The sequence below is a fragment of the Bacillus sp. FSL R9-9497 genome (assembly GCF_038005805.1).
Taxonomy (GTDB): Bacteria; Bacillota; Bacilli; order Bacillales; family Bacillaceae_G; genus Bacillus_A; species Bacillus_A cereus.
Genome location: NZ_JBBOTY010000001.1, coordinates 1,133,221 through 1,147,224 on the forward strand (window position 1 = coordinate 1,133,221; position 14,004 = coordinate 1,147,224).

Sequence of the window (14,004 nt, forward strand, 5' to 3'; positions counted from 1 at the left end):
TTATAGTAGCAAACTAACGTTCGTTATGTAAGTGAAAGGTGGGGTTACATGTCACTTCGATTTGTGATTGGTAGAGCGGGAAGTGGAAAAAGTACACTTTGTTTACGCGAAGTGCAAGAAGAGTTAAAACAACGCCCGAGAGGGAAAACAATATTATATCTTGTGCCAGAACAGATGACATTCCAGACGCAGCAGGCGTTAATTGGAAGTGAGGATGTAAGAGGTTCTATTCGGGCACAAGTTTTTAGTTTTTCACGATTAGCGTGGAAGGTACTACAAGAAGTTGGCGGAGCGAGTCGTCTTCATATTGATGAAGCGGGTGTACATATGTTACTCCGTAAAATTGTAGAGTCTCGTAAAGATGGATTATCGGTGTTCCAAAAAGCAGCGGAGCAAAACGGTTTCTTTGAACATCTTGGCAGTATGATTGCAGAGTTTAAACGTTACAATGTAACGCCATCTAACGTATATGAAATGTGGCAACAATTGGATGCGCATAGTAGCAGTGCCGAACAAAAGTTACTAGCGAATAAAGTGTATGATTTACAGTTACTATACGATGATTTTGAACGTGCTTTAATTGGAAAATATTTAGATTCAGAAGACTACCTACAATTGCTAGTGGAAAAGCTTCCGCAGTCTGAATATGTAAATGGTGCGGAAATTTATATAGATGGATTTCATTCACTCTCCCCGCAAGAGTTAGAGATTGTAAGACAGCTTATGATTTGCGGAGCGAGAGTTACGATCACGTTAACGATAGATGAAAAAACGTTAGCACAGCCAGTAAATGAACTCGATTTATTTTATGAAACGACGTTAACGTATGAAAAAATCAAACAAGTAGCGCGTGAAGAGAAAATAGAAATTGAAAAAACAATTCCACTTATGGAACAGCCGCGTTTTCATTCTCCCGCATTAGCGCATTTAGAAGCTCATTATGAAGCGCGTCCGAATGAAAAATTTAACGGTGAAGCGAGTGTAACGATTAGCACAGCTGCGAATTTACGAGCGGAGGTAGAAGGTGTTGCTCGTGAAATTCGTAAACTTGTGGCGGAGGAAAAATATCGTTACCGAGATATTGCAGTGCTTCTTCGTAATGGGGAAAGTTATTACGATGTGATGCGCACGTTATTTACAGATTACAATATCCCGCACTTCATCGATGAAAAGCGCCCGATGTCACACCATCCATTAGTAGAATGTATTCGTTCTGCACTCGAGATTATTAGTGGGAATTGGCGTTATGATGCGGTGTTCCGCTGCGTGAAAACAGAGCTTTTATATCCATTAGACGTAAGAAAAGAAACGATGCGTGAAGAAATGGATGAATTTGAAAATTACTGTTTAGCGTACGGTGTACAAGGAAAGAGGTGGACTTCAGAGGATCCATGGATGTATCGCCGTTATCGTTCTCTTGATGATACGAACGGGATGATTACAGACAGTGAACGTGAAATGGAAGAGAAAATAAATAGGTTACGTGACGTTGTAAGAACACCTGTTATTCGCATGCAAAAAAGGTTAAAGCGTGCAGGAACAGTTATGCAAATGTGTGAAGCAGTTTACTTATTTCTAGAAGAGCTGGATGTTCCGAAAAAACTAGAAGAATTACGTATACGTGCAGAAGAAAGTGGAGATTTCTTATTTGCGACAGATCATGAACAAGTATGGGAAGAAGTAATGAGCCTTCTTGATACGTTTGTAGAGATGCTTGGTGAAGAGAAAATGTCTCTTTCTATGTTTACGGACGTTATGTCGACAGGTCTTGAGGCACTTCAATTTGCTAACATTCCGCCGTCATTAGACCAAGTGTTAATTGCTAATATTGATCACTCCAGGTTATCTGACGTGAAAGCAACGTTTATTATAGGTGTAAATGAGGGTGTTATTCCAGCAGCACCTATGGACGAAGGTATGCTTTCTGATGAAGAAAGAGAAGTTCTTGGTGCAGCAGGGATTGAATTAGCGCCAACGACGAGACAAACTTTGTTAGAAGAACAGTTCGTTATGTATCAAATGGTAACGAGAGCATCTGAGAAGTTATATATTTCATGCCCGCTTGCAGATGAAGAAGGAAAGACGTTACTTGCGTCTAGCTTTATTAAGAAAATAAAAAGAATGTTCCCTAATGTGAAAGATTCATTTATTACCAATGACGTAAACGATTTATCACGTTCAGAACAAATTTCATACGTAGCAACGCCAGAAGTAACGTTATCTTACGTTATGCAGCAACTACAAACGTGGAAGCGATACGGATTTGAAGGGAATTTAGACTTTTGGTGGGACGTATATAATTTCTACGTAACTTCAGATGAATGGAAACAAAAAAGTAGCCGCGTCTTATCAAGTTTATTCTATCGAAATCGTGCGAAGAAACTAAGTACAGCAGTAAGTAGAGATTTATACGGAGATATAATTAAAGGAAGCGTCTCTCGTATGGAACTATTTAACCGTTGTGCATACGCTCATTTTGCGCAGCACGGTTTATCGCTTAGAGAGCGTGATATTTTCAAGCTTGATGCGCCGGACATCGGCGAATTATTCCATGCGGCATTAAAGAAAATTGCGGACAAGTTATTGCGTGAAAACCGTACTTGGGCGGATTTATCCATAAAAGAGTGTGAGCATCTTTCTGTTTTAGTAATAGAAGAAATCGCACCGTTATTACAACGACAAATTTTATTAAGTTCAAACCGTCATTTCTATTTAAAACAAAAACTACAACAAATCATTTTCCGTACGTCAATCATTCTTCGTGAACATGCGAAGTCAAGCGGATTCGTACCAGTTGATTTAGAAGTGCCGTTCGGTATGGGTGGTACAGGCTCACTTCCGCCGATGGAATTCTCATTACCAAATGGTGTGAAGATGGAAGTTGTCGGCCGTATTGACCGTGTTGATAAGGCAGAAGATGAAAACGGGACGTTCCTACGTATTATTGATTATAAATCAAGTTCAAAAGCGTTAGATTTAACGGAAGTGTATTACGGATTAGCACTTCAAATGTTAACGTATTTAGATGTTGTTACTTCGAATGCGCAGACGTGGATGAAAAAAGGTCACGCAGCATCACCAGCTGGTGTATTGTATTTCCATATTCATAACCCAATCGTTGAGATGAAAGGTGACGCATCTGAAGCTGAAATTGAAAAAGAAATTTTAAAGAAATTTAAAATGAAAGGACTCGTATTAGGAGATGCTGACGTTGTTCGTTTAATGGATAACAAACTTTCAACAGGAAGTTCAGATATTATTTCTGCTGGCCTGAAAAAAGACGGTAGCTTTAGTGCGCGTTCAAGTATTGCAAGTGAGCAAGAGTTTAACGTACTGCAAAAATATGTACACCATACGTTTGAAAATATCGGAAAAGATATTACAGAAGGTGTTATCGATATTGCTCCTTATAAAATGGGAAATAAAGCAGCATGTACGTTCTGTAACTTCAAATCTGTTTGTCAATTTGATGAGTCACTTGAAGATAATCAGTTCCGATCGTTAAAAGATATGAAAGATAGCGAAGCGATGGAGAAAATAAGAGAGGAGGTTGGCGGAGAATGATAGAAAATTGGCCTAAAAAACCAGAAGATAGTCAATGGACAGATGACCAGTGGAAAGCTGTTGTAGCGAACGGGCGTGATATTTTAGTTGCGGCTGCAGCTGGATCAGGTAAAACAGCAGTATTAGTTGAACGTATTATTAAAAAGATTATTAATGAAGAGAATCCAGTCGATGTCGACCGCCTGCTCGTTGTAACATTTACGAATGCAGCGGCGCAAGAGATGAAAAACCGAATCGGGGAAGCGTTAGAAAAGGTATTAATTGATGAACCAGGCTCTCAACACGTAAGAAAGCAGCTGAGCCTATTAAATAAAGCTTCCATTTCAACAATTCACTCATTCTGTTTACAAGTAATTAGAGGATATTACTACATGCTTGATGTTGATCCTCGTTTCCGTATTGCGAATCAAACAGAAAATGAATTGTTAAAAGAAGAAGTGCTAGATGACATATTAGAAGAAGAGTACGGAATCGAAGATAATACAATCTTCTTTGAACTTGTTGATCGTTATACGAGTGACCGTAGTGATGATGACTTACAACGTATGATTTTAGCGCTTCATACAGAGTCAAGAGCGCATCCAAATCCGGAAAAATGGCTTGATAAATTAGTAGAAGCATATGACGTAGAAGGAAAGACAATTGAAGATTTAGTATATGCTTCTTATTTATTAGAAGATGTGAAATTCCAGCTTGAAACAGCGGAACAGCATATTCGTAAGGCAACTGAACTCGCAATGCTTCCTGACGGTCCAGCGCCTCGCATTGAAACCCTGCAAGCAGATCTAGCTTTACTTGGAACGCTATCATCAGCTGCTCATGAGTCGTGGACAAGTTTGTATGAAGCGATGCAAAACGTATCGTGGCAAACGTTAAAGCGTATTAAGAAAAGTGATTACAATGAAGATGTTGTAAAACAAGTAGACTCTCTTCGTAATAAAGCGAAAGATGAAGTGAAGAAATTACAAGAAGAGTTATTTAGCCGAAAACCTGAAAGTTTCTTACGAGATTTTCAAGATATGCACCCAGTATTAGAAAAGCTTGTTCAACTTGTAAAAGTATTTACAGAGCGTTTCCAAGCGATGAAGCGAGATAAAGGAATGGTCGATTTCACAGATTTAGAGCATTTCTGTTTACAAATTTTAAGTGAACAAAGTGAAAATGGTGAAATGAAGCCATCTGCAGTAGCGCTTCAATATCGTAATAAATTTGCTGAAGTATTAGTCGATGAATATCAAGATACGAATTTCGTACAAGAATCGATTATTAAATTCGTAACGAAAGATTCTGAGAGTGAAGGAAACTTGTTCATGGTTGGTGACGTAAAGCAGTCGATTTATCGTTTCCGACTAGCCGAACCAGGACTATTCCTAGGAAAATATAAACGCTTCACACAAGAAGGATTGGGCGGTGGAATGAAGATCGACTTAGCGAAAAACTTCCGTAGTCGTCATGAAGTACTAGCAGGTACGAACTTTATCTTCAAACAAATTATGGGTGAAGAAGTCGGAGAAATCGACTACGATGCAGACGCTGAATTAAAGTTAGGTGCTACCTATCCAGAAGGTGAAGATGTAGCGGCAGAACTACTGTGCATTCAGCAAACGGAAGAAGAAGTAATAGACGGAGAAGAAGGTGCAGAAGTCGAAAAAGCACAGCTTGAAGCTCGTCTTATGGCGCAGCGCATTAAAGCGATGGTTGATTCAGGTTATGAAGTGTATGACCGTAAAAATGATAGTATGCGCCCAGTACAATACCGCGACTTCGTTATTTTACTTCGCTCCATGCCGTGGGCACCGCAAATTATGGAAGAGTTAAAACTACAAGGAATTCCAGTATATGCAGACCTTGCGACTGGTTACTTTGAAGCGACAGAAGTAAATATTATGATGAACGTATTCCGCGTTATTGATAATCCGATGCAAGATATCCCGCTTGCAGCAGTACTTCGTTCACCGATCGTTGGATTAAATGACGAAGAACTTGCGACGCTTCGTGCTCACGGAAAGAAAGGGTCATTTTATGAAGTAATGAGCTCATTCTTAAAAGGGGCACCACTTGAAGAGGAGCAAGAACTTCATGATAAATTAGAGTGGTTTTATAACTTACTGCAAGGATGGCGTGAATTCGCGCGCCAACAATCACTTTCTGATTTAATTTGGAAAGTGTACGGTGAGACAGGTTATTACGACTTTGTTGGCGGTTTACCAGCTGGAAAGCAAAGACAGGCAAACTTACGCGTACTATATGACCGTGCAAGACAATATGAGGCAACATCATTTAGAGGATTATTCCGCTTCTTACGTTTTATTGAACGTATTTTAGAACGCGGTGATGATATGGGTACGGCGAGGGCCCTCGGTGAACAAGAAGACGTTGTTCGCATTATGACGATTCATAAAAGTAAAGGGCTAGAGTTCCCAGTTGTATTTGTAGCTGGACTCGGTCGTCGTTTTAATACACAAGACTTAATGAAACGTTTCTTATTGCATAAAGATTTCGGTTTCGGTTCGCAATTTATCGATCCGCGTAAACGAATTAAATATACAACATTATCACAGCTTGCGATTAAGCGTAAAATGAAAATGGAATTAATTGCGGAAGAAATGCGCGTACTATACGTAGCATTGACGCGTGCGAAAGAGAAGTTAATTTTAATTGGAACAGTTAAGGATGCAAATAAGGAAATGGAAAAATGGCTCGATGCGAGGGAACATAGTGAATGGTTATTACCAGATCATATACGTGCCGGGGCGTCTTGTTATTTAGACTGGATTGCACCTTCATTATATAGACACCGTGATAGTGAAATGCTTCTTGAATTAGGACAAGGAAGCATTCCGGATGAAATTTACGGGTATGACACGAGCTGGAAAGTAGAAGTTGTGGATGGTAATACGCTACTTGCACCAGAGCCAGTTCAAGAAGAGAAACAAGAATTATTAGAAGCGCTTCGTGAGAAAAAGGCTGTGCCATTACAAAGTGAACGGAAAGAAGAAGTGTACGACAGATTAATGTGGAAGTACGGATATGAGGATGCGACATCTCATCGTGCGAAGCAATCTGTTACAGAAATAAAGAGAAATTATCAATCTGAAGAAGGTAGCGATAACGCCTTTATTAAAAAACTACGTGCACCAATTAAAACACGTCCGCGCTTTATGGAGAAAAAAGGGTTAACGTACGCAGAGCGCGGAACAGCAGTCCATGCCGTTATGCAGCATGTTGATTTGAAGAAGCCGATTACGGTTGAAGTTCTTCAAGAGCAAATTGCTGGAATGGTAAATAAGGAATTATTAACATTCGAGCAGGCGGAAGAAATAGCGATTGAAAAAGTAATTTCATTCTTTGACAGTGACTTAGGTAAAAGGGTATTAGCGGCGAAAAGTGTTGAGCGTGAAGTACCATTTACGATGATGCTTGCAGCAGAAGAAGCATATCAAGATTGGAAAGGGAATAGCGGGGAATCGATCCTTGTCCAAGGGGTTATCGACTGCATGATTGAAGAGGAAGATGGCATTACGTTAATCGACTTCAAAACAGATACGATTGAAGGGAAATTCCCAGGCGGATTCGAACAAGCGAAACCAATTTTAGAAGATCGATATAAAGTGCAGCTTTCGTTATATGCAAAAGCACTGGAGAAAAGCTTACAACATCCTGTGAAAGAGAAATGTTTATATTTCTTTGATGGGAATCACGTTGTAAATATTGAAGAATAGAGGGGCTTGAAAATGGTAACGGAAAAAACGTTAAGAACTTGTGAACAGGGACACGAGTACTATAAAAGTAGCGATTGTCCAACTTGCCCAACCTGTGAGAAAGAGAGAAAACCAAAAGAAGGTTTTCTCTCTCTTCTTTCAGCGCCAGCAAGAAGGGCATTAGAACACCATGGAATTCAAACTGTAGAAGAACTCTCAAAATATAGTGAAAAAGAAATTTCAAAACTGCATGGTATGGGGCCTGCGTCTTTGCCGAAGCTTAGGAAGGCTTTGGAGGAGAGCGGGTTATCATTTAAATAAAATGAAATAGTGCCTCTTCACTACTTACTTGTTTATACCACTATTTGTGGACAGTAAAGCTCTTGCTTATTAAAATTTTATTTTAATAATTTTGAATTAGATAAAAGAAAAAAGTAGGAGATATTCTCCTACTTTTTTTACGCTGTTCCAATCTGATCTTGATCTGCCACATCAGAATCAAATGTATTCGTTGCACTAACACCGTTAAACGTATTCACGACAAACCCAACATTGGAAGCTCCAGATCCGTTATAGGCTTTCGTGTTTTCTTTCGGAGATACGTTATAAAAATCTCCTAAGTTGAAAGAGCCGTTACTGTTTTGCACGACGAGATTTCCTACAACCGAAGGCATACCATCCACCTACTTTACTAAGCTTTTTAATTACTATATGAATTATTGTGCGGAAGGTTCATCCGTAATATATTGGCGGATTTGTATAATACGAGAGTTATTAAAACCATAATCAACATTTCCAATTTGAAAGCAACCAGAATTTAAAAGTGTGCGTAATTCAACGTTATTAACTTCAATAAAAGGGCATTCATTTACAATGTTTAATTTTACATCTGTCGTTCGTTTTGGAATTGTAATGTGTTCATCTGTAAAGATTTCAAAAGCATCAAAGCGACCTTCTCCCCGTATATAAAAAGGAATTTCACGGTGGACGGCAATAGCTCTACTTTTTAATTCCATTTGGTTTGCATCTCCAACTTGAAATACAGCAGCAATCCCTAAAGAAATAATAGAAACATTTTGGACAATAGACACATGATGCAACATAATTTCTCAGTCTCCTTAACCTGGAGTAGGAGGGACATCTGTTACTAATGGTACAAATGGACCCTCTGTAACTGTTTCAAATGGTGTATCGAGAATAGAAGATAGAATGAGGAGATTTGCATCTCCAATTAAAAAGAGTGCGGACGACGATACACCGTTCATTTTAATCTGTCCGACTTTTAACTCACGGTTTACAACGTTAAGGTTCATACATACTTACTCCTTTCGGAAATTTCCCGGTATGTGCTGAATAAAGGAGAGAAAGGCTTTGTCAATATCTTGTTTCATTGCCTGAATAATGATATCTCGTAAATAATCTGGATCTGTTGAAATACCTTCATATGATTGCGCTTGTGATAAATAATAAGGGAGTCGATGCTCCATCTGTTTTTTTATGTCATCCACCATCATTTGTCGATACATTTCATCAAGCGGTGTTCGCTCTTCTTGTTCAAAATGGAGAATACGATTATATGCTTCTTCATCTAAGTATCGATGCATTTCTTGGAGGATACCTTGATAAAAGTCTGGGTTTGTTTCGGTTTCAGGGTTTACCTTCAATGTTTCTGTATCCACTTGAAGGTCTTCAATTTGTTGTCCTTTTGCTGAAAATGGGTTTAAACCAATATTTAAAGTACCATTTAAATTTTCGACTTTTAATTGATCGAATTTGTATTCCACTTTTCCTACAGAAGAGGAGGGGCGATTTTTTAATTCGTTAAGCTCTTCTTGGAGTTGGCGCACTTGATCTTCTAAATTCAGGATGGCTGCTTGTTGTGTTTGAAGAGCTTGTTGAAGTTGGTGTAAGTAAGTATATATATCTTGATTCATTTGTGAAACCTCCTTTTCAATAGGGAGGGTAAAAATATTCCTGCTATATATTTATGACAAGGATGTCTTAAGAAGAACTAGTTGATGGTTTGATAGAAATAATTTGTCCTTTCGCTTGTAATGGGCGAAGCGGCTCCGTAAATCCGCCCGTATTTGAAAATTTAGATAGGGCTTTAATACTTCCGGCAGTACCAATTTGGAACACAGAAGAGGTTGTAATGCTATCAATTTTAATGCTGTTAATGATGATGCTTTGGTTTACGTAAAAATTCAATACAATCGCCCCCTTTAAGTTGAACCAATTATCGCTTGATCGACGACATCTGAATCGTTGACAGTCGTTGCACTTTGATAATTGTAGACAGAAACGTTATCTCCAACATTAAAAGAGCCGGCCCCGGCGAAAGCACGTGAGTAACTAATAGGCCTAATCGCAAATACATCTCCAATATGAAAAATACCACTTGATCCAATATTGACGATACGAATATGTCCGACCATAGCTGGCATACAAAACACCCTTCGTTTTTAAAATTTTCTTTTCTACTATTGTATGGGCGTTTCCAATAAAATGTGTATTTTTTTGAAATAAAAGAAACACACGCATTATTGCGTGTGTGTTTTGAATGTTTGATTAGGGTGTAAATCCGTATGTACATGACAAATTACATTTAAGAGCCTGTCCAGTTCTTGGCTACAATCCACTGTTTTTTGAGAAGTCATTCCATAGCGTTCAGCAAAATAAATCATTTTTTCACGTTTTTTTTCAATCGCTTGCTCAAACATTGAAATCGGCTCCATCTCTAAATGAAATTTTTAGTATATATGTAGTACATATTATACAAAAACTTCATAAAAAAGAAATGCATTCGCTAAAAAAAGTAAAATTTCTACATTTTATGCCAAATGATAAAGGGTAACGAATAGGGTATGAGAAGAATATTGTAAAAATTAGCGTGCATGAGAAGGTTTTTTTCTTAAGGATGCGAATACAATTAAAGGGCATGAGTTTTAGGATGGAGAGTGGAAATATTGCGTTTTGTAACGGCGAAGAAAGAAGAAAAGGTATTTGTAGGTATTGTGGATGAAGAAGAAGAAAAGGTATTACACTTAAGAGAAGCGCAAAGACAAAAAGGGGAAAAGGTTACAATCCCTATTACAATGTTAGAGTGTATTGAAAGAGGGACTGAATGCTTTGAGAAAGTATGTGAAATTGTAAATTGGGCAAAAGAAAACGGGGAAGCGGCGTATTATCCGTTAACAGAGGTGAAAATATTAGCACCGATTCCAAGGCCAAGAAAGAATATTTTGTGCGTTGGAAAAAACTATCGTGAGCATGCGGTAGAAATGGGTGGAGTAGAGTCTATTCCAGAAAATATAATGATCTTTACGAAAGCACCAACAACAGTTATTGGCATAAATGAGCAAATTAATGGTCACCCTCATGCAACGGACGAACTAGATTACGAAGGAGAATTAGCTATCGTTATTGGTAAGCGAGGGAAACAAATTAAAAAAGAAAAAGCGCTTGAGCATGTTTTTGGTTATACGATTATCAATGATGTAACAGCTCGAGACATTCAAAGAAAACATAAACAGTTTTTCCTTGGGAAAAGCTTCGATACATTTTGTCCGATGGGACCGTATTTAATTCATAAATCGGTGGTTAATGCGCCGAATGCATTACACATTGAAACGGTAGTAAATGGAGAAGTAAGGCAAACTTCCAACACAAATAAAATGATTTTTTCAATAGAAGAAATTATTTCAACGATAAGTAAAGGAATGACTTTAGAACCAGGCGATATTATCGCAACAGGAACCCCGGCTGGTGTCGGAAAAGGTTTCACACCACCGAAGTTTTTACATGCTGGTGATGAAGTGGTTATTACAGTAGAAGGAATTGGTACTTTGCGAAATGTAGTGAAGTGAAGAAAAGAGCTATCTTGTTAAAAGATAGCTCTTTTTTATGGCCTTGGGTTATAGAGGTAATCAATAACGGAAAAAGTGTAAAGACCAATGAATGCAAGTGTGCAAATGCCAAATAGTATAACCGTAAGTGCGCTTTTTTCTCGTCCAAAACCAATGATAGTAAGAATAACAGCAGTCCAAAATGATGCTTTCAGTAGTGTGAATGTAGTAGGAGTTGAGTAGTGAGTAAGCCATGTTGTGGAAAGTAGGAAGCCAAAGAATGTAACTAAAATAAAAGATGTAGCTAAATAGTTAATATGTTTACCATATCTTAATAGCATATCGCACCTCCTTTACGATTTTAAAATACAGAAAATTAAAATTTCATCTTAATATAAATGAATATAAAAAGAAAGAGGTTGTCCCAACATGTCGGACAACCTCTCTATCATTACGATAATACAGCTTTAATTTTTTGGAATGCCCACTCTAAATCTTCTTCAGAGATTACTAGAGGTGGTGCGATACGAATTACGTTTTCATGTGTTTCTTTACATAGTAGACCAGCTGCTTTTAGTTGTTCACAGTAAGGACGAGCTGGCTCGTTTAATTCGATACCGATGAATAAACCTTTACCGCGAACTTCAGTGATCATTGGGTTGTCAATCTCTTTTAATTGCCCAACTAATTTTTCTCCTAATTGAAGAGAACGCTCTGTTAATTTTTCTTCTTCTAACACTTCAAGAGCTGCGATAGAAACAGCACATGCAAGTGGGTTACCACCGAATGTAGAACCGTGAGAACCTGGCTCAAATACACCTAAAATATCGCGGTTTGCTGCAACACAAGAGATCGGGAACACGCCGCCACCAAGTGCTTTACCAAGTATGTACATGTCAGGAGTTACATCGTCCCAGTCACAAGCAAATACTTTACCAGTACGGCCTAAGCCTGTTTGGATTTCATCTGCTACGAATAAAACGTTTTCTTTTTTACATACTTCAAAAGCTTCTTTTAAGTAACCAGCTGGCGGGATGTTAATTCCTGCTTCACCTTGAATTGGCTCTAAAATGAATGCTGCTGTGTTTGGTGTAATTGCGGCTTTTAATGCTTCTAAATCACCGTAAGGAATTACAACGATGCCAGGAAGCATTGGACCGAATCCACGCTTGTACTCTTCGTTTGAAGACATAGAAACAGAACCCATTGTACGTCCGTGGAAGTTATCTTCACAAACGATGATTTCAGCGCGGTTTGCTTCTACTTTCTTCACATCATAAGCCCAGCGACGAACTGTTTTAATTGCAGTTTCAACAGCTTCAGCACCTGTATTCATTGGAAGTACCATTTCTTTATTAGTTAGTTTCGCAACTTTTTCGTACCAAGGACCTAATTGATCGCTATGGAAAGCACGAGAAGTTAACGTAACACGATTTGCTTGGTCAATTAAAGCGTTAATAATTTTCGGGTGACGATGACCTTGGTTTACTGCAGAATATGCACTTAATAAGTCCATATAGCGGTTTCCTTCAGGATCTTCTACCCAAACACCTTCTGCTTTAGAAATAACGATTGGAAGTGGGTGATAGTTATTTGCTCCATATGTGTCTGTAAGTTCGATAATATCCTTAGTTTGAATCATGATTGTTCCCCCTTTTGTTATTACAAGAAGTTTGTAAATACTCTAAATATTATATCATTTAAATGTAAAAAAGCGAAACATTTCCTGAAAATAAATGAACATGTTATCATATAGAGTGAAAAAGTGTGAAAAGAGGAGGTAAGGGATACGATGGTACATATGCATATTACAGCATGGGCGTTAGGTTTAATTTTATTCTTCGTTGCGTATTCACTTTATTCAGCAGGAAGAAAAGGTAAAGGTGTACATATGGGGCTTCGCCTAATGTATATCATCATTATTGTGACAGGCTTCATGTTGTACATGAGTATTGTGAAGACAGCAACAGGTAGCATGCACATGTGGTACGGCCTGAAAATGTTAGCTGGTATTTTAGTTATCGGCGGAATGGAAATGGTTCTTGTAAAAATGAGCAAAAACAAACCAACAGGGGCGGTTTGGGGCTTATTTATTGTTGCGCTAGTAGCAGTATTATACTTAGGACTGAAATTGCCACTTGGCTGGTACGTATTCAAATAAAAATAAAACCACCTTATAATCTCAAAGACTTGGGAGATAAGGTGGTTTTTATTTTTTATGTCGCATCGATATGCAACTCTTCTCCATTTACTTTCGTAAAACGGAACATATTTTTATTTGACGTAGTGTGACGGACGAAATGGTGTTGCAGTGTACAGATCATTTCTTCGTTATCAAACAAAAGAATATTTACTCCTTCGCGTGACTCCTCTTTCGGTAAGAAAGATAAAAAATTATGACAATACATGCAATCATATAAAGAGTAGTGAAGTGATTGCAATGATTCAGTTAATAATGTGAAGACAGAGTCAGGTAATTCCTCGAGCCATTCATTATAGCTAAGAAGTAACTTTTTTCGAATACGTACCATTTCACCATTTTGCAAATGGTGTTGCTCGTTGGCGATTTGTAATACATCTTGTTCATAGAAACGGGCTGGTAACCAATTGTTATTATACAAAATTTCAAACCCATCTTCGGCAATATCTTCTAATAGAAACGCTTCATCATTTTCATCATCAAAGAATACCCATTCATTGTTTATATATTCTACATTACCGACTGTATGAGCACGGGGCTGGTTATATAAAATATGTTTACGTTGTATCATATACGATTTCTCCTTTATGAAAAGTAGTTATTCCTGTTATAGACAGTTCGTGCGTTCTTTATAACTAGACACATCTAGACATAGGTGGGCATACAATAAAACACGTTTTACTGAGTGAGAATG

At 38.1% G+C, this 14,004-nt stretch carries 15 protein-coding genes; 5 read left to right on the forward strand and 10 right to left on the reverse strand.

Annotated elements, in window-relative coordinates; translation table 11 throughout:
* Positions 1 to 48 precede the first annotated feature (48 nt).
* From addB to MKY21_RS05895, 3 genes are read left to right on the forward strand one after another with little or no spacing between them, the layout of a single operon-like run.
* Positions 49 to 3,564 carry a helicase-exonuclease AddAB subunit AddB gene (gene addB, locus MKY21_RS05885; RefSeq protein ID WP_341075723.1) on the forward strand — a complete coding sequence of 1,172 codons (3,516 nt, stop codon included), beginning with the start codon at positions 49 to 51 and terminating at the stop codon, positions 3,562 to 3,564.
* Entirely contained in the window at positions 3,561 to 7,286 is a 3,726-nt protein-coding gene (addA, locus tag MKY21_RS05890; RefSeq protein ID WP_137074724.1) for a helicase-exonuclease AddAB subunit AddA, read from the forward strand. Before addB ends, addA begins: the two co-directional genes overlap by 4 nt.
* A gap of 12 nt (positions 7,287 to 7,298) precedes the next feature.
* Positions 7,299 to 7,586, forward strand: coding sequence for an RNA polymerase alpha subunit C-terminal domain-containing protein (locus tag MKY21_RS05895; protein WP_000255724.1), 288 nt, complete (start codon positions 7,299 to 7,301; stop codon positions 7,584 to 7,586).
* A gap of 137 nt (positions 7,587 to 7,723) precedes the next feature.
* Here MKY21_RS05895 and gerPF read toward each other — a convergent pair whose 3' ends face one another.
* The 7 genes from gerPF to MKY21_RS05930 form a co-directional block, all read right to left on the reverse strand.
* Positions 7,724 to 7,939 (reverse strand): spore germination protein GerPF, encoded by a 216-nt coding sequence (gene gerPF / locus MKY21_RS05900; protein WP_001141566.1) that lies wholly within the window; start codon positions 7,937 to 7,939, stop codon positions 7,724 to 7,726.
* Positions 7,940 to 7,981: 42 nt separating this feature from the next.
* A complete protein-coding gene (locus MKY21_RS05905; RefSeq protein ID WP_000902319.1) occupies positions 7,982 to 8,368 on the reverse strand; it encodes a spore germination protein GerPE in 387 nt (128 codons plus the stop codon).
* 15 nt (positions 8,369 to 8,383) lie between these two features.
* Positions 8,384 to 8,578, reverse strand: coding sequence for a spore germination protein GerPD (gene gerPD / locus MKY21_RS05910; protein ID WP_001052807.1), 195 nt, complete (start codon positions 8,576 to 8,578; stop codon positions 8,384 to 8,386).
* A 6-nt stretch (positions 8,579 to 8,584) separates the two neighbouring features.
* The gene (gerPC, locus tag MKY21_RS05915; RefSeq protein ID WP_001070762.1) at positions 8,585 to 9,199 is read right to left on the reverse strand and encodes a spore germination protein GerPC; all 615 of its coding nucleotides are present in this window, start codon (positions 9,197 to 9,199) and stop codon (positions 8,585 to 8,587) included.
* Between the two features lie 67 nt (positions 9,200 to 9,266).
* The gene (gene gerPB / locus MKY21_RS05920) at positions 9,267 to 9,473 is read right to left on the reverse strand and encodes a spore germination protein GerPB (RefSeq protein ID WP_001012508.1); all 207 of its coding nucleotides are present in this window, start codon (positions 9,471 to 9,473) and stop codon (positions 9,267 to 9,269) included.
* A gap of 14 nt (positions 9,474 to 9,487) precedes the next feature.
* On the reverse strand, positions 9,488 to 9,709 hold the full coding sequence (gene gerPA / locus MKY21_RS05925; RefSeq protein WP_001111188.1) for a spore germination protein GerPA: 222 nt from the start codon (positions 9,707 to 9,709) through the stop codon (positions 9,488 to 9,490).
* 96 nt (positions 9,710 to 9,805) lie between these two features.
* The gene (locus MKY21_RS05930; protein ID WP_000462841.1) at positions 9,806 to 9,985 is read right to left on the reverse strand and encodes an aspartyl-phosphate phosphatase Spo0E family protein; all 180 of its coding nucleotides are present in this window, start codon (positions 9,983 to 9,985) and stop codon (positions 9,806 to 9,808) included.
* Between the two features lie 246 nt (positions 9,986 to 10,231).
* Here MKY21_RS05930 and MKY21_RS05935 point away from each other — a divergent pair, with 246 nt between their 5' ends.
* A complete protein-coding gene (locus MKY21_RS05935) occupies positions 10,232 to 11,131 on the forward strand; it encodes a fumarylacetoacetate hydrolase family protein (RefSeq protein WP_001213075.1) in 900 nt (299 codons plus the stop codon).
* A gap of 35 nt (positions 11,132 to 11,166) precedes the next feature.
* Here the strand turns inward: MKY21_RS05935 and MKY21_RS05940 are convergent, their stop codons facing one another.
* On the reverse strand, positions 11,167 to 11,451 hold the full coding sequence (locus tag MKY21_RS05940) for a hypothetical protein (protein ID WP_000926864.1): 285 nt from the start codon (positions 11,449 to 11,451) through the stop codon (positions 11,167 to 11,169).
* Positions 11,452 to 11,561: 110 nt separating this feature from the next.
* On the reverse strand, positions 11,562 to 12,752 hold the full coding sequence (rocD, locus tag MKY21_RS05945; RefSeq protein ID WP_000616657.1) for an ornithine aminotransferase: 1,191 nt from the start codon (positions 12,750 to 12,752) through the stop codon (positions 11,562 to 11,564).
* 150 nt (positions 12,753 to 12,902) lie between these two features.
* Here rocD and MKY21_RS05950 point away from each other — a divergent pair, with 150 nt between their 5' ends.
* Entirely contained in the window at positions 12,903 to 13,271 is a 369-nt protein-coding gene (locus tag MKY21_RS05950) for a YisL family protein (protein ID WP_000233495.1), read from the forward strand.
* Between the two features lie 55 nt (positions 13,272 to 13,326).
* Here the strand turns inward: MKY21_RS05950 and MKY21_RS05955 are convergent, their stop codons facing one another.
* The gene (locus tag MKY21_RS05955; RefSeq protein ID WP_341075726.1) at positions 13,327 to 13,881 is read right to left on the reverse strand and encodes a DUF2777 domain-containing protein; all 555 of its coding nucleotides are present in this window, start codon (positions 13,879 to 13,881) and stop codon (positions 13,327 to 13,329) included.
* Between the last annotated feature and the right edge of the window lie 123 nt (positions 13,882 to 14,004).

Coding starts and splice junctions, on each gene's coding strand:
- addB (WP_341075723.1), top strand. CDS start 49: ATGTCACTTCGATTTGTGATTGGTAGAGCGGGAAGTGGAAAAAGTACA.
- addA (WP_137074724.1), top strand. CDS start 3,561: ATGATAGAAAATTGGCCTAAAAAACCAGAAGATAGTCAATGGACAGAT.
- MKY21_RS05895 (WP_000255724.1), top strand. CDS start 7,299: ATGGTAACGGAAAAAACGTTAAGAACTTGTGAACAGGGACACGAGTAC.
- gerPF (WP_001141566.1), bottom strand. CDS start 7,939: ATGCCTTCGGTTGTAGGAAATCTCGTCGTGCAAAACAGTAACGGCTCT.
- MKY21_RS05905 (WP_000902319.1), bottom strand. CDS start 8,368: ATGTTGCATCATGTGTCTATTGTCCAAAATGTTTCTATTATTTCTTTA.
- gerPD (WP_001052807.1), bottom strand. CDS start 8,578: ATGAACCTTAACGTTGTAAACCGTGAGTTAAAAGTCGGACAGATTAAA.
- gerPC (WP_001070762.1), bottom strand. CDS start 9,199: ATGAATCAAGATATATATACTTACTTACACCAACTTCAACAAGCTCTT.
- gerPA (WP_001111188.1), bottom strand. CDS start 9,709: ATGCCAGCTATGGTCGGACATATTCGTATCGTCAATATTGGATCAAGT.
- MKY21_RS05930 (WP_000462841.1), bottom strand. CDS start 9,985: ATGTTTGAGCAAGCGATTGAAAAAAAACGTGAAAAAATGATTTATTTT.
- MKY21_RS05940 (WP_000926864.1), bottom strand. CDS start 11,451: ATGCTATTAAGATATGGTAAACATATTAACTATTTAGCTACATCTTTT.
- rocD (WP_000616657.1), bottom strand. CDS start 12,752: ATGATTCAAACTAAGGATATTATCGAACTTACAGACACATATGGAGCA.
- MKY21_RS05950 (WP_000233495.1), top strand. CDS start 12,903: ATGGTACATATGCATATTACAGCATGGGCGTTAGGTTTAATTTTATTC.
- MKY21_RS05955 (WP_341075726.1), bottom strand. CDS start 13,881: ATGATACAACGTAAACATATTTTATATAACCAGCCCCGTGCTCATACA.